We start from the raw sequence: 16,371 nt of genomic DNA, 5'->3' as shown, positions 1-16,371 counted from the left end.
TGGCAATTACATGGCATTTAATGTAGGGGAACACCTGCATGCGCCTACAGTTTGTTGTCAGCAGCCCCCGGGATCTCCCAAACCTGACTATGCTGTCGCCGGCGCACCTGGATCGGCGATCCACTTCAGCCGCAGCGACACGGGTGTTCAAGGTGCCGTTGAATGCTCGTCAGAAGCGGGCAGGGCTGGCTTGACTGCGGATGCGGCGCAAGCCAGGTCCTTCTGGCGCATGGCATCAAGGCCCAGATGTACCAGGTCCAGCACTTCCATCTCGACGGTGCTGCCATTTTGCATGGCCAGTCGCTTTACGACGAAGGCAAGCGCGGGGGGAAGTTCCAGGAATTTCAGGATCAGCCCCCCTCCGGCCGGCACGGGAGGGTCGATTTGTGTCCCTCTTGCAACAGGTAACGTCCCGTGCACGAGCCAGGCGGTGCTGACGCCGAGCGCTGCGGCGATCTTCTCTGCCGCTTCCGGCCGCAGTTTGGCCTTTCCTGATTCGTAGCGATAAAGCTGCGTTGGATTGATGCCCGCCAGTTCGGCAAGAAACACTTGCGAGATACGCAGATTTTCGCGGCAGTTTTTGATCCGTTCAGAAACATGGGTGTCGCCAGACATACATTTTGCCTTTCAATAGACAGCGTTCGTGAATGACCGGCTGTCGCGCACTTGTCAGCGGAGTGATGAACGGTACGGTCGCGCTTTTCCAGCGACAGCCTGGTCACCAGCATGAATTTTACCGCCTGGGCGTGCCACCGCGGCATCTCCTTGTCCGGAATGGGGCCGGTTTGTGTTGACGAGATAGCCAAGGCTCATGCTAGTGCCGCTCGCCGGCGATTGACCATGATCTACATCACTGTTCTCGTTCGTGCCAGGCCTCAGGCCCTAGTCTCCCAGGCAGTGGCAGTGCCACTTGACGCATTGGCAGCGCTGCGACAGTATGGCTGCACAATGAGGAGCCAGCATGCCAACGCCACCGGTTACCAATATCCAGCCGTCCTCGTCCACCAGCGAGCCCATGGTGCAATCCTTGATCTCGTTTCTCGAACACGAGGTCCAGCCGATGATCGTGCTTGACCCCAATTACACCATTCTGGCTGCGAACGTCGCTTACCAGCGGCAATTTGGCAGCATCGGCCAGCCGGTGACCGGCCACAAGTGCTACCGCATCTCGCATCACTACGATGCCCCTTGCGACCAGGCCGGTGAACATTGCCCCATGAAGAAAGCGCGGGAATTGCGCGGACCCGACCGTGTGCTGCACATCCACCATACGCCGCGGGGCCCCGAACACGTCGCCGTCGAACTGCGTCCGATCTTCGATGCCGACGGCACTATTACCGCGTATGTCGAGCGGCTGGAAGTGGTGCGCAGCGCCTCGGCCAAGCCGAGCGAGGAAGGGCTGGTTGGGCGTTCCGCGCCATTTAACCGGGTGCTGTCGGCATTGCAGCGGGTGGCGCCCTCGATGCTGTCGGTGCTGCTGCTGGGCGAGTCAGGCACCGGCAAGGAACTGTTTGCGCGCGCCGTGCATGAAAGCAGCACGCGGGCCGCAGGACCGTTCGTCGTGGTCGATTGCTCCGGACTGACCGAAACGCTGTTTGAAAGCGAATTGTTCGGGCACGAAAAGGGCGCCTTCACCGGCGCGACCTCGCGCAAACCGGGGCTGGTCGATACGGCGCAAGGCGGCACCTTGTTTCTCGACGAAATAGGCGACGTGCCCCTTTCCATGCAAGTCAAGCTGCTGCGCCTGATTGAGTCGGGCACTTACCGGCGCGTGGGCAGTGTCGAGACCCAGCATGCGAATTTCCGCCTGGTCGCCGCCACCCACAAGTCGCTGGAACACATGATGGCGCGGGGCGAGTTCCGGCAGGACTTGTATTACCGCATCAGTGCTTTTCCCATCGCCTTGCCGCCGCTGCGCGAGCGGCCGGACGATATCGCGTTGCTGGTGCAGTCATTCCTGCGCCGCGCGGGTGCGGGCAAACGCCCCCTGACGATAGACGCCGATGCCATGGCGCAGCTGCAGCGGCGCCCATGGCCCGGCAATATCCGCGAACTGCGCAACGTGCTGGACAGGGCCAGCCTGTTCGCCGATGATGGCGTGATCCGCGTCGAGCAGCTGCTGGCGGCGCCGGTGGAGCAGGGCGCCTGGTCAGGCATGGCGCTGCGCGGCGCCAGCATACCGCTGGCCGAGGTGCACGCCACCTTCGGCGGCACGCGCAAGGAACTGGCGGCTTACCTGGGCCTCAGCGAGCGCACCTTGTACCGCCGCCTGAAAGCGCTGGGTATCGCCTAGCGGGAGCCGGGAGCGATGGCCGGCCGGGGCCTGGCGGCACTGCCATGCTGTCAGCGTGGCAGTGCCGCCGGTCGAATGGCAGCGCGCTGCTGCCTGCCACATCGTCCCAAGTCCCTGTTTTCTATCCATTCCTCACCTCGTGTAACGCTGGCATGAAATATGCTCAGATGTAGCATGACGCGTACCGGGAATGAGGGCGCGCGTCTCTTGTTGTCATCGCGACGATCAACCATTGAGGAGCAAGACCATGAACGCGAACGTCGGCAATATCGATCGTGCCATTCGGATACTGTTGGGGCTGGGCCTGATCACCGCCACCCTGGCTGGCGCCATCGGCGTCTGGGGCTGGCTGGGCGTTATTCCCCTGGCGACAGGCATCTTCCGCTTCTGTCCCGCGTATCTGCCGTTTGGGATTCGTACCTGTGCGGTGAAAAAATGAAACTGGGAAGGGAGGTTGAAACATGACCATGCAAGCTGGTGGCTACCGCGCATTGACGCAGTCGGTGTCACAACAATTGGCGACTCTGCGCACCGATATGCCCGACGTGATGAAAGGCTTTGGCGATCTGGCGCGCGCGGCAACGCGCGATGGTGCGCTGGACAAGAAAACCAAGGAGTTCATCGCGCTGGCCCTGGGCATCGCGGCCCATTGCGATGCCTGCATCGGATTTCATGTCCAGGCTCTCGTCAAATTGGGCGCTACGCGGGCCGAATTCGAAGAGACCCTGGGCATGGCCATCTACATGGGCGGCGGGCCGTCGGCGATGTATTGCGCCAATGCGATGGCGGCGTTCGAGGAGTTTTCCGTTCCTGCGTGAGCCGCATGCTGCTGCCGCGTATTGCCTTTGACCTCAGGCCGCAATGTGTCACTTTAGTCTCGCAGCGATTGATCTATGTCATGAAGGGCCAGTGACGTGACTGCCCGCAGTCGCGTACATTGGCCGGTAGTGGCCACACTTGCCGCCATGAGCGTGTGGGACTAAGCTGCCGCAATATCGACCGGATTGCCACCATGGGAGTAATTTTCATGCAACGAACCGCACTCGTCACTGGTGGCACCCGAGGCCTGGGCAAAGCCATTTCGCTCGCATTGCAAGCAGGCGGTCACCGGGTCGCCGCTGTCTACCACAGCAATGCGGACACCGCCGCTACCTTTTCCGAGGCCACAGCGATTCCCGTATTCCGATGGGATGTCAGCGATTTCAACGCCTGCCGTGACGGCATTGCCGCCGTGGAACAGCAACTGGGACCCATCGATATCCTGATCAACAATGCCGGCATCACCAGCGATGCGCTATTGCACCGCATGGACCCGGATCAGTGGTGGCAGGTCCTCAATACCAATCTCGGCTCGATGTTCAATATGTGCCGTCATGTCATGGAAGGCATGCGGGCGCGCGAGTTCGGCCGTATCGTCAATATCAGTTCGGTCAATGGAGAGAAGGGCCAGCTTGGGCAGGCCAACTACGCCGCCGCCAAAGCCGGTATTCTCGGCTTTAGCAGGGCGCTGGCGCTGGAGGGTGCGCGCAAGAAAATCACGGTCAACGCGGTCGCTCCCGGCTATTGTGATACCGACATGGTGTCCGAGGTCGCCCCCGATGTCTTGCAAAAAATCATCGCCGGCATCCCCGTTGGCCGGCTCGGCACGCCCGAGGACATCGCGCGCCTGGTGGCATTCCTGGCCGACGACGCCAGTGGCTTCATCACGGGGGCAACCTTTGATGTCAATGGCGGCCAATACATGGGCTAGCGCTACCCGCAGCCGCGCATGCGGCTTGACGCGGTGCAGCGGCGTCTTTGCGGTACGCCGGGAGTGGCTCGCATGATCTCGCTGACGGTCAATGGGCGGGCTGTTGACGTCGAGGAAGGCGCGACCTGCCTCGATGCCGCCAGGGAGGCAGGCGTGCATATTCCCACTCTTTGCTACTATCCGCGCTTGCCCACTCATGCCGTGTGCCGCATGTGCCTCGTGCATGTCGCAGGCCAGCCGCAGCTGCAGCCGGCCTGCATCACGCTGGCAAAAGCAGGCGACGTTGTCGAGACGGCATCGAGCGACCTGCAAGCATTTCGCGCAATGGATGCACAATGGCTGCTGGCGCGCCATCCGAACGATTGCCTGCGCTGCGAAGTCAACGGGTCTTGCCGCTTGCAAAGCCTGATCGGCGAAAATGAATGGGTAGAGCGCTGGGAAAAGATGCCGCGCGGCTCGGTGGCGCATCCCGAGCACCGCTTGATCGATCATACCTCGCCGAGTATCTGGCGCGACCTGTCCAAATGCATTGAATGCGGCCTGTGCGTGGAAGCGTGCGGCGCGTCGGGACAGCAGCAATACGTGATCGGCTTTGCCGAACGCGGCTCGGGGCGCTTGCCGGTGACTGTATTTGACCATACCCTGGCCAATACTCAATGTATTTCCTGCGGTCAATGTACGCTGGTCTGTCCCGTCGGGGCGCTCGTCGAGACGCCGCACTGGCATGCGGTGCTCCACACCCTGGATGCGCACAAGCGCGTCTCCGTGGTGCAAGTTGCGCCCGCCACCCGCGTTGCCATCGGCGAAGAATTCGGCATGCTGGCCGGCACGGTCAGTACGGGAAAAATGATCAATGCCTTGCGACAATTTGGTTTTGACTACGTGTTCGACACCAATTTCGGCGCCGACCTGACGATCATGGAAGAAGCCAGCGAGTTGCTAGCGCGTATACAGGGGCAGGCAGGAAACGCGCAGCCCTTGCCCCTGTTGACTTCCTGTTGCCCGGGATGGGTGAACTGGGTGGAAATCAACCGGCCCGACCTGCTGGACCACCTGAGCACGACCCGGTCGCCGCAGCAAATGCATGGCGCCTTGACGAAGCGCAGCGCCTTCGCGCGCACGCTCGGTCCCGCCTTTGCCGAGGGCAGGGAGGAGCCTTACGTGGTCAGCGTCATGCCCTGCACGGCCAAGAAGGACGAGGCGGTCCGGCCCGGCCTGTCCGGCGATGTCGACCATGTCCTGACCACGCGGGAACTGGCCAGGATGATCAAGTCGCGCGGCATCGCCTTTCATGCGCTGGCCGACGATGGCGCATTCGACGACCCCTTTGGGGAAAGCACGGGTGCCGCGCAAATCTTCGCCGCGTCGGGCGGCGTCATGGAGGCCATGCTGCGCACCGCCGCCTACTTGCTCGGCAGGCCAGAGCCGCTGGCGCTGGCGTGGCTGCCACTGCGCGGCATCGGGCCAGGGATCAAGACAGCGCAGATCGCCGGCGTGGGGGCGGTCGCCATTTGCAATGGCATCGCCGCGGCACAGCATCTGCTGGTGACAGAGGCCTGGCGCGATCAATTCGTCGCCATCGAGGTCATGGCCTGCGTCGGGGGATGCCTGGGCGGCGGTGGCGAGCCCAAATCGATGGATCCCCTGGTGCTGGACAAGCGCATGCGGGCGATTTACGCACTCGACGAGCAGGCAGCGCAGCGCAGTGCACATGAAAACCGGGCCGTGCAAACCTGGTACGCCACTGAGCTGCAGGAACCCCATGCCGTCCAGGCGCGCGCGCTGCTGCACAAAAGCTATGCCGCGCGCAATTCCGGGCGCCTGCTGCTGATGCAATTTCTCGATTGCGTGGACCGGCGCGACGGCGCGCAGGCGGCAGCCTTGCTGCATCCCGATGCGTGGTGGTCGACGGCGTCTCCATTCGGCGACGTTCACGGCGCCAGCGCGATCCAGGCGCTGATCGATACAAAGTTGCCTCCACGCAAGTATGGACCGGCGTTCGCCCGGCACCGGATGGTATCGGTCGCCGATGTGGACGACCTGGCCGTCATCACCCCGATGGGCGAGCTGTGCAGCTTCAGCGTGGAGGTTGACCGCAGCCAGTCACCGATGGTGATCAGCAGGCTGGTACGCACCATGCGCCAGGAATGCGTTCTGTTGTCAGCTGCGGCAGATCCGGCCCTCCTGGCAAAGGGAACGGGGTGAGACAGCGGCTTTCCGTGGTGAAATGGCTGGCGCCGCCGCGCTTTCCGGCATAAGGATCCCTGCGCCGTTTGATGTGCATCATTCATTTTCCTGTAGCAAATCAATATCATAAGTTCAAGCATCTATCCGGGTGCCGGTCAACAGGGAGGGAACATTGTCATGGTTAATCGTCTGACTCGATTCGATCCATTTTCTGACATCGCACGCTTCGAACCCCTGAACGGCATCGAGGACTGGTTTCGCGATTTTCAGCTTCGACCCTCCTTGCGCGACTGGAATGTGGAGCCGCGCATCAAGATCGATGTGTCGGAAACGGATGTGGCGTATACCGTGAAGGCGGAGATTCCCGGCGTGAAGAAGGAGGACATCAAGGTGGACGTCGAGGGCGGTGTCGTGTCGATCACGGCCGAATTGAAACACGAGAGCGAAGTGGAAACCGGCAAGTTGCTGCGTACGGAGCGTACATACGGCGAACAGCGCCGCAGTTTTACGCTGGCGCAGGATATCGACGATGCCAAGGTGGTCGCCAGTTATGCCGACGGCGTGCTGACCCTCAGTTTGCCGAAAAAAAGTGGCAAGGCAAGCCAGCACATCCCGATCAGCTAGGACTGTTGCGCGGCGGGTATGAGGCTGTCCTGACATGCGCGCCAGCGTAGGAACTGCATGCCGGGATGCAACAGGAACGTTGCCGGGGGAGGGGGCGCCGCATGCTGCATCCCATGTGGGCAATGTGGCTGCGACGAGCCACCGGGCACTTCCAGTGACGCCAGGGCCGCGTTCACCGCGCATCGTTTCCGTCTTGCTGCATCTGTATGCCGAGTGAAAAGGGCGAGTCTATGTCTGCTACGGTGCGTTCTGCCACCCATCCAGGGTGGATTGTTTTCCGGAAATTTTCCCTGGTCGCGTTGGCGGCTGGATGTGTAGTGCTGGCATGCCTTTTTATCCTGGCGATCCAGTTGTCGACGATATGGCGCGCGCGCGAAGTACGGTTGCACGAGGCGGGCGACGCGGCTGCGAATGTCAGCCAGGCGGTCGCACAGCATGCCTATGACACGTTCAAGGAGGTCGATACGCAGTTGCTTGGACTGGTCGAGCGCGGCGACATTTTGGGGCCGTCAGACATCGATCGTTCCCGCATGCAGGCGTTGTTGAGGAGCCGCGTCGCCGAACTTCCCCAATTGCAGGCAATCGTCGTGTTTGCCGATGACGGCAGGGCGCTGATCAGTTCCGGTACTGGCATGCCAGTCCATTTCGATAGCGCAGACAATGAATATCTTGGCCACCATCGTCAGCAGAATGATTTGCAGCCGTATATAGGGATGGGGGTGGGAAACCAGGCAAATGGTGACTGGATCATGGCAGTGTCGCGCCGAATCAATCTGCCCGACGGGCGGTTCGGCGGCGTTGTGCTGGCTACCCTCCGCCTCGACTATTTTAGGAAGTTCTACGAAGAGTTTTCCATCGGCGAGCAAGGGGCGATCCTGATGCAAAGCGCTGCTGGCCGTATCGTGCTGAAAAGGCCATTTGATGGTGACCTGCCAGAAATTGAGACACGGCCATCGACTTTCTTTTCGGAAGCCCTGGCGGCGGTGAAGCTCAAGGAAACGCGCGCCAGCCAGGGGCAAGACGGGAAATCAAGGATCATCAGCTATCGTAAAATCACCGACTATCCATTGGTCGTATTGACTGCCTTGTCACAGGATGAAGCCTTGAGGGCGTGGCGTAATGATGGCTGTCTGCAAATTGCGGCGTTGAGCGCCCTGATCCTGCTCATCGGATTTTTGGGCTGCCGCATGATCAGGCAGCTGACTTCGCGCCTGATCATCGAGGAGGAATTCAAGGAGTCGAGCGATGAATTAAAAGTATCCAACCAGCTTCTGACGCACCTCGCCCTGCAGGATGGATTGACGGGCTTGGCAAATCGACGCAGTTTTGATGACGCATTGACTGTGGAGTTCAGTCGTGCCCAGCGTGCGGGAAATTCCCTGGGCCTGATGATGGTCGATGTTGATTTTTTCAAGCAATATAATGACCTTTATGGCCATGTGGCCGGTGATGAATGCTTGAAGAAAATTGCCTGCGTGGTCGCCACTGGCATGCGCAGGGCGGGCGATATGGCGGCACGCTATGGCGGCGAGGAAATGGTGTTGTTATTGCCAGGATCGGATATCGCCGGAGCCGTATCGCTTGCGGAAACCATACGTCATGGCATAGAGAGTTTAGGCATTTCCCATCTTGGCAGTCCCCTGTGCAAGGTGACGGTAAGTATCGGGGTGGCGGTGTTCCCCCTGATTAAAATGGATACGATGGCCATTACCCTGCTAAATGCTGCCGACCATGCCCTGTACAAGGCCAAGGCCTCGGGGCGCAATAATGTATGTACCTGCGATTCGCGCGAAAAGAAGTTCTTCCGCAGCAATGCCGTTGAAATCAATGAGAACTGGTGCCAGGAATATGTGGCACAGGCAGACGTGCGTTCGGAACGTTAGCGACGGCTGCCAGGCAGATCCGCAAATGGCATGAGAACCAGCTTGTCCATCGGGGCGAGAAAATTCCAAAATATAACATTCTATTTTTGATAACTGTGTTGTTGTCAGGCTCAGTTATTCGCCTCATTGATGTAGATCATTCATCTGCCGTGACTGTACCTATTTGGAACGATACAGTACACATCAGCAAGCACCCCATTCACCCTTCCCCAGCAACGGCTTGGGTCGACCCAAGGCAGAGCCCAGCACAGCGGGCATATGCACAACGATAGGAAGCTCTCCATGCATGCAGATATCTGGATAGTTCGGAACGGTAGCGATTATCTCTTGTTGCATGGCCATTTGCGCCTGCATTCCACCTTGAACGGCGAGGGTGCCGCCTATGTCGAGGTGGCGGACGAAGGTATCGTCAAGATCACCTGCGTATCGGGCTGCCTCCAGGTCGATTCCGGCAATGCGCTGTCACCACTTTGTGTCCAGGGGGCAACAGTCAAGGCCCTGGGCGAAAACCTGCCCAGCGCTTGGTGACGGACAGCGGCCTGGCGAGCCACAGCGCCGGGCGATCACATCGATCCATGCGGGTTATTCTGGCCGCATGTTGTGCAAAAAAACGGCATATTTTTTTCGCGACTATGACTGAGCTCGCTATTGCGCTAATATAAATTAGATTGCTTGTTAGTACATTCCATCCATGAACCTTGCCAAGATGTGATGCGGCAGGGGGACAACTTGCTAACGATGGATATGGTTAACGAATTATGTGCGCGAAGCGAAGAAAGTATTTTGCCGCTCCCTTTCAGACTGAGCAATATTGGCACTCATTGCGTCAGCATGCGGAGCAGCGGCTGAAATTACAACAGGGATCGTCCAGGCGTCTCTCTCATGAGCGTTATCCCGCGTCGCTGCAAGCAGTGCGGCGAGAAATGAGCGTGCGGGAGATCGAGCTGGAAATGCAGAACGATGAACTGCGCGCCGCCCAGGCCGCATTGAAGAATACTGGCGAATTGTATAACCGCCTGTACGACCAGGCGCCCGTCGGCTATGTCAGCATGGATGCCCGCGGCATCATCATCCAGTCGAATCTCACCGCTTCGGCCTTACTGGCCATTTCGCCGGAAATGCTGCCTGGCCAGCCGTTCACGCGTTTCATTGTGCCGGATGACCAGGATATCTTTCACTTTTTACGCCAGCGCCTCCTCGCTGGCACCGCATCGTGTTCGGCCGTACTGCGCATGAAAAAGGGCGAGGGTGCCACATTTTCAGCGATGGTGGAGGCCAAGCTGAGCCAGGAACATTTTGGGCCCGGCGTCGTGTTGTTGGTACTCAATGATATTACCGAGCGCACCGTGGCGGCGGCACAGCTGCATGCCAGCGAGGAACGTTTTCGCGGTGTGTTTGAAAACGCCACACTGGGCATGATCATTGCTGACATGCATGGCAGCTGGGTCAATGTAAACCGGGCGCTGTGCGAGATGCTGGGCTACACGGGGCCGGAACTGCTGGCGAAGGGATACCTGAAACTGACGCACCCCGACGACGTGGACAATAGCGTGCAGTTCGGGCGGCGCCTGTGCAGCGGCGAGATCGGCAGCTATCGCATCGAAAAACGCTATGTGCACAAGGATGGCACTGCCATCTGGACCGTGCTCAGCGCCACGACGGTATGCGATGCCACCGGGCTTACCCGGCAGTACGTGGGTTTGGTGGAAGATATCAGCGTGCGCAAGCTGGCATTGGAAACGCTGGAACTATCGCATGAGAAACTGCGCCAGTTCATCGCCCACCAGGAGCGCGTGAAGGAAGGGGAGCGTATACGGATTGCCCGGGAAATGCACGATGAACTCGGTAGTGTATTAACTGGGGTCAAGGCCCACCTTTCCGTTGCCCTGATACATGACCAGCGCAATGGCGGCATGCTGCAACCCCGCCTTGACGATGCCTGTTCCTTGCTCGATACGGCGACCGCCGCCGTGCGCAGGGTGATTACCGAACTGCGCCCCAGCGTGCTCGACCAGCTTGGTGTCTGGGCAGCGCTGGATTGGCACGCGGAGGAGGTCTGTGCCAGGGCGGGACTCATTTGCCATGTCCGCCTTCATCCTGAAACTGTTCTGCTGGAGATCGACCCCGAGCGCAGTACCGCCTTGTTCCGTATCTTGCAGGAAGCGCTCACCAATGTCGTCCGCCATGCCGGGGCAACGCGGGTCGACGTGCGCGTCAGTCATGCCTACGCATCGATCCGGCTGGAAGTGGAAGACGATGGCAGGGGCATGGATTGCGAAAGCCTGTTGACGGCCAACTCCTGGGGGCTGGCGGGCATGCGCGAGCGCGCCCATCATTTTGGTGGCGATATCCGTTTCATGGCGGTCGAGCGTGGCACCTTGCTGGTTTTGCAGTTGCCGATACGGGGGGGCGCATGAGAAGCGGAAAAATCAGGGTGCTGCTGGTGGACGACCACGTTGTCGCCCGCAACGGCATTCGGCTGATGCTGGGCACGGATGATGGCATCGAAGTTGTGGCCGAGGCCGAAACTGCGCGTGCGGCATTGTATCTGCTGCAGTCTCAGCAATTTGACCTTGCCATTGTCGATATCGGACTCCCCGATCAGAACGGTTTGCAATTGCTGAAGCAATTTCGCCGGGAGCAACCACGCCTTGCCGTGCTGATGCTTTCCATGTATGCCGAGACGGTGTACGCCGTGCGGGCCCTGCAATACGGCGCTGCCGGCTATCTGACCAAGAACTGCAACGCGTCCGTACTGCTCGGGGCGGTACACAAGGCTGCCTCCGGAGGGAAATACATCAGCTCGGCAGTGACGGAAGATCTCGCCGACATGATCAGTGGCAGCAGGATGGCCTGGCACGAGAAACTCTCGGACCGCGAGCTGGAAGTCCTGCGCCTGCTTGCCGCCGGCGAAGACCTGGCTGATATCGCGCAAATATTGCATTTGAGCATTAATACCGTGGGGACTTACCGGGCGCGCCTGTTGGAAAAGACGCGCGCCAAGAATAATGTGCAGCTGACGCGCTTCGCCATCGAACATGGCGTCGGTCCGCCGATTCTTGGCGGCGCTTAGCCTGTGCGCCGGCACCGATGCAAGGCCGCTGGATCCGGCACTGCATCGATGTGGCGCTGCTCAAGCCTGCTTCGCTGTCCTTGAAATGGAGGCCAGTATCGCCGTGGTGTGCTTCGTGAGCGATTCCATGCCTGATACTGTTTCCATGCTTTCGCCGTTGGCCAGCGCCGCGATGGCGGCATGATTGAGGATATGCAGGTCTTTGCCGTCCGTGCTGATCCAGCCCTGGCGGCGGAACTTCGACATCAGGCGACTGACGCTTTCCATCGTCAAGCCGATATAGTTCCCGATGTCTTCACGCGACATCAGCACCGTGAAGTCGTAGCGCGAATATCCCCGGGCCGCGAAACGGTTCGACAGATCCAGCAGGAAAGTGGCAAATCGCAGTTCGGCCGAGCTGCCCAGGAAGCGCATGACGCGCTGGTCGCGATTGATTTCCTCACTCAAGATGCGGTGGAAATGTTGTTGTAGTGCTGGAATGCTGGCGCACAGGATCTGCAGCTGGGCAAAGGGAACTTCGCAGACCTCGCTATCCTCGAACGCCATCGCATTGCTGTCATGAATGCCGTTACTGATGGCGTTCATGCCCAGAATTTCGCCTGCCATGTGAAACCCCATGACATGCTGTTTGCCATGTGCGTTATCGCGGAATGTCTTGAACTGGCCACCGTGAATAATGTACAGGCAATGAAAGGGTTCGCCTACCCGTATCAGCAGCTCATTGCGTTCCACCCAGTGGCGTTTGCCGATAATTCTGTCGAGCTGAGCTACGCCGCGCTCGTCCAGGCCGAATGGCAGGCAGCGCAGCTTCGAACTGCATTTCGCGCAGGTATTGTTTGCAGTGTAGTTTTTCTCTGGCAACGATTGACAGGTCGAGAGTTGGACGTTCATGGGATCCTCTTATTGCTGTTCATGGTTTGCATTGAGCGTCTTGTGTTTCTGATTACATTTTTTGCTACATGCTTAATAGTATGTGCGCACACAAGCACCGTGCATATCAGATTTAACCCCTGCCTAGCGTAGCAATTTCCTCATATCGCAGGGTAGGGGAATCCCTGCATGCATCCTTGGCCCCTACGCATGGGCTTTGTTTGCCGCGCAGGCACGCCGGTTTCAGCCTGGCGTTGACGCCGCTTGCCGTTGGGCGCAGAATCAAATGCATGAAAATCATCGATTCACGCTAGGCTAGGCATGTTCAGGACGTCGGTCATGGAAGCGAAAAACATTCGGGTGCTCTTGGTTGACGACCATGCCATCGCGCGCAATGGCGTGTCGCTGATGCTGGGCACGGCAACGGACATTTGCGTTGCTGCCCAGGCGGCATCCTTTGACGACGCGAGCGAACGTATTGCTTCCGAGGAATTCGATGTCGCCCTCGTTGACATTGCCATGCCAGGCAAGAGCGGTTTGCAACTATTGCAAATGCTGCGGTTGACCAGGCCGCGCATGCCAGTGGTGGTACTGAGTCATTACTCGGAGGAAGTCTATGGCTTGCGGGCGCTGCATTTGGGAGCAGCTGGCTACCTGACCAAGGATGTTTCAGCCGACGTGCTGGTGCAGGCCGTGCGCAAGGTGGGGTCTGGAGGGAAATATGTCAGCGAGGAAATGGCGGAGCGGCTGGGAATGCTGGTTGCGCAGGGGCCGCTGGGTGCGCACGAGAATCTGTCCGAGCGCGAATTGCAAGTGTTCCAGCGCATCGCCGCTGGCCAGTCGCTGGTGCAGATCGGCACCGCATTGAATTTGCGCCCGAATACCGTCACCAGTTACCGTGCACGCGTTCTGAAAAAGATGAAAATGGCATGTAACGCCGATTTGACCCGCTATGCGCTGGAACTTGGCATGCTGTAGGCTAGTCAGGGCTCTGTCGGCAAGGAAGCCGCGTCACACGCGCGCCATGGGACCGGACGTCCAGTAGCGACTGAACGTTGTGCTGCTGACTTGGGGGCAATGCTGCAACTGACGTTTTTGGGCGCGACGGAGACGGTCACTGGTTCGCAATATCTGCTCACCAGCGGGAATGAACGGATTCTGGTCGATTGCGGCCTGCTCCAGGGGTATAAGCAGTGACGCTTCGGCAGAAGACGCGGCATCGGTCCGGCGCGCGAAGCGCTCGACGTGCTGGCCGTGTTGCAGAATCACAGCGGTGGGCCGGATGACTTGCGCCAGCGGGCGCTGGCCGCAGGCTTGCTGGAGCTCGCCGGCAAGGCGTCCCAGGGTGCCGGCACGGTCATGGCCATCGACAACCGACTGCTCGCCCGGACAGCCAAGCTGGCCGGCGCACCCAAGACGCCGGCGGCAGGCATGGTATTTCATGCGTCGCTAGTTACGCTGGTGGCGGTGGGGCAACCGCTGTTTACCTTGCACGCAGGCTCCCCCGGCGAACTCGCGTATGCGCTTGCCTATGCACAGTCGCAGGATAATCTCGTCACGATCGGCGAGGCGGGGTAGGCGCCGGTCTGGCCGGCGCTGGACCAGGCTTCCGAGCGTGCTCAGGCGGCACGAAAGACCAGCACCGGCAGAGGGCTGTGCACGAGGACTTTGTGTGTTTCGCTGCCCAGCAGCACGCCTTTCAAGCCGAATTTGCTATGCGTCCCCATGGCGATCAGGTCGCAGCCGTTTGCCTCGGCCGTCTCGAGTATTTTTTCGTGGGGGTGATCGGAGCGCGTCAGGAAGGTGCCACACTCGACACCGGCTTCGCGCGCCTGCCCGCAGACGAAATCGAGCACTCTCTTGCCGTTCTCCATGCTTTCGTCCAGATAAGTTGTGCGGGTCGCCTCCAGCATCTCCGTATCATGGCTGAGGACGTGAAAATCCGGCACCACATGCAGCGCGGTAATGCGCGCGCCGCACGATCGCGCCAGCGCGATGGCCGACAGCAGCGCAGGCCTCGAGGCGGGCGAACCATCCGTTGGAACCAATATGTGCTTGAACATGGTGCTCTCCTCAAACTTGTTGTGGTGCGTCCAGTGTGACGTTTATACTGCAGAGTAACCATGATCCTGATCATTCTGGCGACAGCAAATGTATGCCTGGCATGGGCTGCCACGCCGGGTGATGGTCGGTATTGTCGCTTGCCGTACTCGCACTTCCTTTCGATGCAGGATGCTGCCCTGCGGCAATCTGATGCAGGGCAGGGCGGTCGAGCAGGCGAAGCTGGCGATATCTGACGGAGATGATGCCGAGCTCCTGCAGGTGCGAGATCATGCGCGTGACGGTGGCATGCGTCAGGTCAAGGTAGTCGGCAATCTCCTTGCGCGACAAGGCAAGGTGCAATTGAGGCACGTGATCGTTCTGGTCGCCGCCTTTCCAGGCCTGGTGCGACAGGAACTGCGCGAATTTCTGTTCCGCATAATCACACCGGACCAGCAGGCCCAGCTCCTGCTGTTGCCCCAATTGCTTGCTCAGCCGCCATTCCAGCGAACGCGCAAGTCCAGGAAAGTGCCGCGCCGCTTCAATGAGTTGGGGATAGGAAAACTCGCACACTGTGCTGTCGCAGAGCGCCGTCGTTGAGTCGGTGTAGCGATCGAGGTCGAGGCTGTCGAGTCCCAGCAGGTCGCCTTCACTGGCGAACCTGGTAATACAGGGTTTTCCATGCTGGTCTGCCTGAAAGGACTTGAACTGGCCACTGCGAACGGCATACCAGCGACCGCGCACCGGTTCATTGACTCCTTGCAAGGCATCGCCCCGCACCAGGTGATGCTGCTGCAGCACCAGGCCGCTGACCCTGCCGCAGTCCGCGTCGCTCATGTCTGCTGGCAAGCATACGCCGCGCGTGCTGCACTCGGAGCATGGAAGAGGAGAGGCCGCATCGCTGGCGGAACTGGAGGTCTCGTACATGATTAGCTCGTCGAAGAGTGGCTGATGGCAAAGGGGGAGCGGGCAGCATGGGGTGAAGCTGGGTGCGCGGCAGTGGCGATCGTTTCCATTGCGCCGGCATCAAGGAGCACGATATAGCGGTTTTCCAGCAAAATGAGACCGGCTTGCTTGAAGTGATGCATGACCCTGCTGACGCTTTCCGGCGACAGGTGCAGGTAGTTGCCTATGTCGCAACGCGACATGGGCAAGCGATAGCATGGCGGCGTGCCTTCCAGGCGGGTGTGCCTGGCCCGCTCAAGCAGAAAAGCGGCCAGTCGCTGCTCGGCCGTGGCCTGATGCATTTGCACTGTGCCTGCGCGCATTTCCCGGATGCTCAATGCGAGCAGGTGGTGCAATATGGTCAGCTGCTGGCGCAATATGGCGTAGCTGATCACATACACTTCGCTGTCTTCCAGCGCCACGGCGGTACAGGGATGCCAGTCAAGCCCGATACTGTCGAGCGCAAGGAAATCCCCGCGGGCAGGGAAACAGGTGATTTTCCTTGCCCCCGTCTCATCCGTACGATAGTGCTTGAAACTGCCGGCGTGTATGAAAAACACGCAATCGGTGACGCGATCTCCAGAACGATACAGGCTGGTATTGCGCCTGATCCACTGGCGCTGCCCACCGGCGATGTGATCGGGAAACCCGCGAGCGGCAGGTGTAGTGTCATTGTGCATTACGTCCTCGCTTGCCAGGGCGCGCG

Annotated in this window: 16 protein-coding genes and 1 pseudogene; 12 read left to right on the top strand and 5 right to left on the bottom strand. The window is 59.7% G+C overall.

The genetic code is table 11. The features are described from left to right. Positions 1-147 precede the first annotated feature (147 nt). On the bottom strand, positions 148-615 hold the full coding sequence (locus tag C8C89_RS19645; protein ID WP_133992024.1) for a helix-turn-helix transcriptional regulator: 468 nt from the start codon (positions 613-615) through the stop codon (positions 148-150). A 400-nt stretch (positions 616-1,015) separates the two neighbouring features. On the opposite strand from C8C89_RS19645, the gene C8C89_RS19640 reads away from it, so the two are divergent. The 10 genes from C8C89_RS19640 (at position 1,016) to C8C89_RS19595 (ending at position 11,810) form a co-directional block, all read left to right on the top strand. Then, entirely contained in the window at positions 1,016-2,293 is a 1,278-nt protein-coding gene (locus C8C89_RS19640; protein ID WP_243858316.1) for a sigma 54-interacting transcriptional regulator, read from the top strand. Between the two features lie 247 nt (positions 2,294-2,540). Next, positions 2,541-2,732 carry a DUF2892 domain-containing protein gene (locus tag C8C89_RS19635; RefSeq protein WP_101480995.1) on the top strand — a complete coding sequence of 64 codons (192 nt, stop codon included), beginning with the start codon at positions 2,541-2,543 and terminating at the stop codon, positions 2,730-2,732. A 22-nt stretch (positions 2,733-2,754) separates the two neighbouring features. Next, entirely contained in the window at positions 2,755-3,111 is a 357-nt protein-coding gene (locus tag C8C89_RS19630) for a carboxymuconolactone decarboxylase family protein (protein WP_133992018.1), read from the top strand. A gap of 209 nt (positions 3,112-3,320) precedes the next feature. After that, on the top strand, positions 3,321-4,043 hold the full coding sequence (gene phbB, locus C8C89_RS19625; protein WP_133992015.1) for an acetoacetyl-CoA reductase: 723 nt from the start codon (positions 3,321-3,323) through the stop codon (positions 4,041-4,043). 72 nt (positions 4,044-4,115) lie between these two features. After that, positions 4,116-6,248 carry a [FeFe] hydrogenase, group A gene (locus tag C8C89_RS19620; RefSeq protein WP_133992013.1) on the top strand — a complete coding sequence of 711 codons (2,133 nt, stop codon included), beginning with the start codon at positions 4,116-4,118 and terminating at the stop codon, positions 6,246-6,248. Positions 6,249-6,407: 159 nt separating this feature from the next. Continuing rightward, positions 6,408-6,854: an Hsp20/alpha crystallin family protein gene (locus C8C89_RS19615; RefSeq protein WP_101480998.1), complete on the top strand. Its 447-nt coding sequence runs from the start codon at positions 6,408-6,410 to the stop codon at positions 6,852-6,854. Positions 6,855-7,084: 230 nt separating this feature from the next. Continuing rightward, complete coding sequence (locus tag C8C89_RS19610; RefSeq protein ID WP_166674805.1) at positions 7,085-8,737, top strand: sensor domain-containing diguanylate cyclase; 1,653 nt, start codon at positions 7,085-7,087, stop codon at positions 8,735-8,737. A 282-nt stretch (positions 8,738-9,019) separates the two neighbouring features. Then, complete coding sequence (locus tag C8C89_RS19605) at positions 9,020-9,265, top strand: hypothetical protein (RefSeq protein WP_133992007.1); 246 nt, start codon at positions 9,020-9,022, stop codon at positions 9,263-9,265. 230 nt (positions 9,266-9,495) lie between these two features. Continuing rightward, the gene (locus C8C89_RS19600) at positions 9,496-11,154 is read left to right on the top strand and encodes a PAS domain S-box protein (protein WP_133992004.1); all 1,659 of its coding nucleotides are present in this window, start codon (positions 9,496-9,498) and stop codon (positions 11,152-11,154) included. After that, positions 11,151-11,810, top strand: a complete 660-nt coding sequence (locus C8C89_RS19595) for a response regulator transcription factor (protein ID WP_101481002.1) — start codon at positions 11,151-11,153, stop codon at positions 11,808-11,810. The genes C8C89_RS19600 and C8C89_RS19595 overlap by 4 nt, the downstream gene beginning before the upstream one ends. 60 nt (positions 11,811-11,870) lie before the next feature. Here the strand turns inward: C8C89_RS19595 and C8C89_RS19590 are convergent, their stop codons facing one another. Further along, positions 11,871-12,701 (bottom strand): helix-turn-helix domain-containing protein, encoded by an 831-nt coding sequence (locus C8C89_RS19590; protein ID WP_133992001.1) that lies wholly within the window; start codon positions 12,699-12,701, stop codon positions 11,871-11,873. Between the two features lie 318 nt (positions 12,702-13,019). On the opposite strand from C8C89_RS19590, the gene C8C89_RS19585 reads away from it, so the two are divergent. Together C8C89_RS19585 and C8C89_RS19580 are read left to right on the top strand one after the other, a co-directional pair. Next, positions 13,020-13,658 (top strand): response regulator transcription factor, encoded by a 639-nt coding sequence (locus tag C8C89_RS19585; RefSeq protein WP_133991998.1) that lies wholly within the window; start codon positions 13,020-13,022, stop codon positions 13,656-13,658. A gap of 234 nt (positions 13,659-13,892) precedes the next feature. Further along, a pseudogene (locus C8C89_RS19580) lies at positions 13,893-14,258 on the top strand (thymidine phosphorylase); the annotation flags it as partial. A gap of 41 nt (positions 14,259-14,299) precedes the next feature. Here the strand turns inward: C8C89_RS19580 and C8C89_RS19575 are convergent. From C8C89_RS19575 to C8C89_RS19565, 3 genes are all read right to left on the bottom strand, one after another. Further along, entirely contained in the window at positions 14,300-14,743 is a 444-nt protein-coding gene (locus C8C89_RS19575) for a universal stress protein (RefSeq protein WP_101481005.1), read from the bottom strand. A 70-nt stretch (positions 14,744-14,813) separates the two neighbouring features. Continuing rightward, complete coding sequence (locus C8C89_RS19570) at positions 14,814-15,647, bottom strand: Crp/Fnr family transcriptional regulator (protein WP_133991992.1); 834 nt, start codon at positions 15,645-15,647, stop codon at positions 14,814-14,816. A 2-nt stretch (positions 15,648-15,649) separates the two neighbouring features. After that, positions 15,650-16,345: a helix-turn-helix domain-containing protein gene (locus C8C89_RS19565; protein WP_101481007.1), complete on the bottom strand. Its 696-nt coding sequence runs from the start codon at positions 16,343-16,345 to the stop codon at positions 15,650-15,652. Positions 16,346-16,371 lie beyond the last annotated feature (26 nt).

The organism is Janthinobacterium sp. 75 (assembly GCF_004365495.1).
Lineage (GTDB): Bacteria > Pseudomonadota > Gammaproteobacteria > Burkholderiales > Burkholderiaceae_D > Janthinobacterium.
The sequence above is the reverse complement of the archived record's forward strand: the minus strand, read 5'-3'. Positions and strand labels throughout refer to the sequence as shown.

Excerpts from the sequence above, each read along its gene's own strand:
- C8C89_RS19605 (WP_133992007.1), top strand. The coding sequence starts at position 9,020 with ATGCATGCAGATATCTGGATAGTTCGGAACGGTAGCGATTATCTCTTG.
- C8C89_RS19570 (WP_133991992.1), bottom strand. The coding sequence starts at position 15,647 with ATGTACGAGACCTCCAGTTCCGCCAGCGATGCGGCCTCTCCTCTTCCA.
- C8C89_RS19630 (WP_133992018.1), top strand. The coding sequence starts at position 2,755 with ATGACCATGCAAGCTGGTGGCTACCGCGCATTGACGCAGTCGGTGTCA.
- C8C89_RS19565 (WP_101481007.1), bottom strand. The coding sequence starts at position 16,345 with ATGCACAATGACACTACACCTGCCGCTCGCGGGTTTCCCGATCACATC.
- C8C89_RS19610 (WP_166674805.1), top strand. The coding sequence starts at position 7,085 with ATGTCTGCTACGGTGCGTTCTGCCACCCATCCAGGGTGGATTGTTTTC.
- C8C89_RS19635 (WP_101480995.1), top strand. The coding sequence starts at position 2,541 with ATGAACGCGAACGTCGGCAATATCGATCGTGCCATTCGGATACTGTTG.
- C8C89_RS19640 (WP_243858316.1), top strand. The coding sequence starts at position 1,016 with ATGGTGCAATCCTTGATCTCGTTTCTCGAACACGAGGTCCAGCCGATG.
- C8C89_RS19585 (WP_133991998.1), top strand. The coding sequence starts at position 13,020 with ATGGAAGCGAAAAACATTCGGGTGCTCTTGGTTGACGACCATGCCATC.
- phbB (WP_133992015.1), top strand. The coding sequence starts at position 3,321 with ATGCAACGAACCGCACTCGTCACTGGTGGCACCCGAGGCCTGGGCAAA.
- C8C89_RS19645 (WP_133992024.1), bottom strand. The coding sequence starts at position 615 with ATGTCTGGCGACACCCATGTTTCTGAACGGATCAAAAACTGCCGCGAA.
- C8C89_RS19590 (WP_133992001.1), bottom strand. The coding sequence starts at position 12,701 with ATGAACGTCCAACTCTCGACCTGTCAATCGTTGCCAGAGAAAAACTAC.
- C8C89_RS19575 (WP_101481005.1), bottom strand. The coding sequence starts at position 14,743 with ATGTTCAAGCACATATTGGTTCCAACGGATGGTTCGCCCGCCTCGAGG.
- C8C89_RS19620 (WP_133992013.1), top strand. The coding sequence starts at position 4,116 with ATGATCTCGCTGACGGTCAATGGGCGGGCTGTTGACGTCGAGGAAGGC.
- C8C89_RS19600 (WP_133992004.1), top strand. The coding sequence starts at position 9,496 with ATGTGCGCGAAGCGAAGAAAGTATTTTGCCGCTCCCTTTCAGACTGAG.
- C8C89_RS19595 (WP_101481002.1), top strand. The coding sequence starts at position 11,151 with ATGAGAAGCGGAAAAATCAGGGTGCTGCTGGTGGACGACCACGTTGTC.
- C8C89_RS19615 (WP_101480998.1), top strand. The coding sequence starts at position 6,408 with ATGGTTAATCGTCTGACTCGATTCGATCCATTTTCTGACATCGCACGC.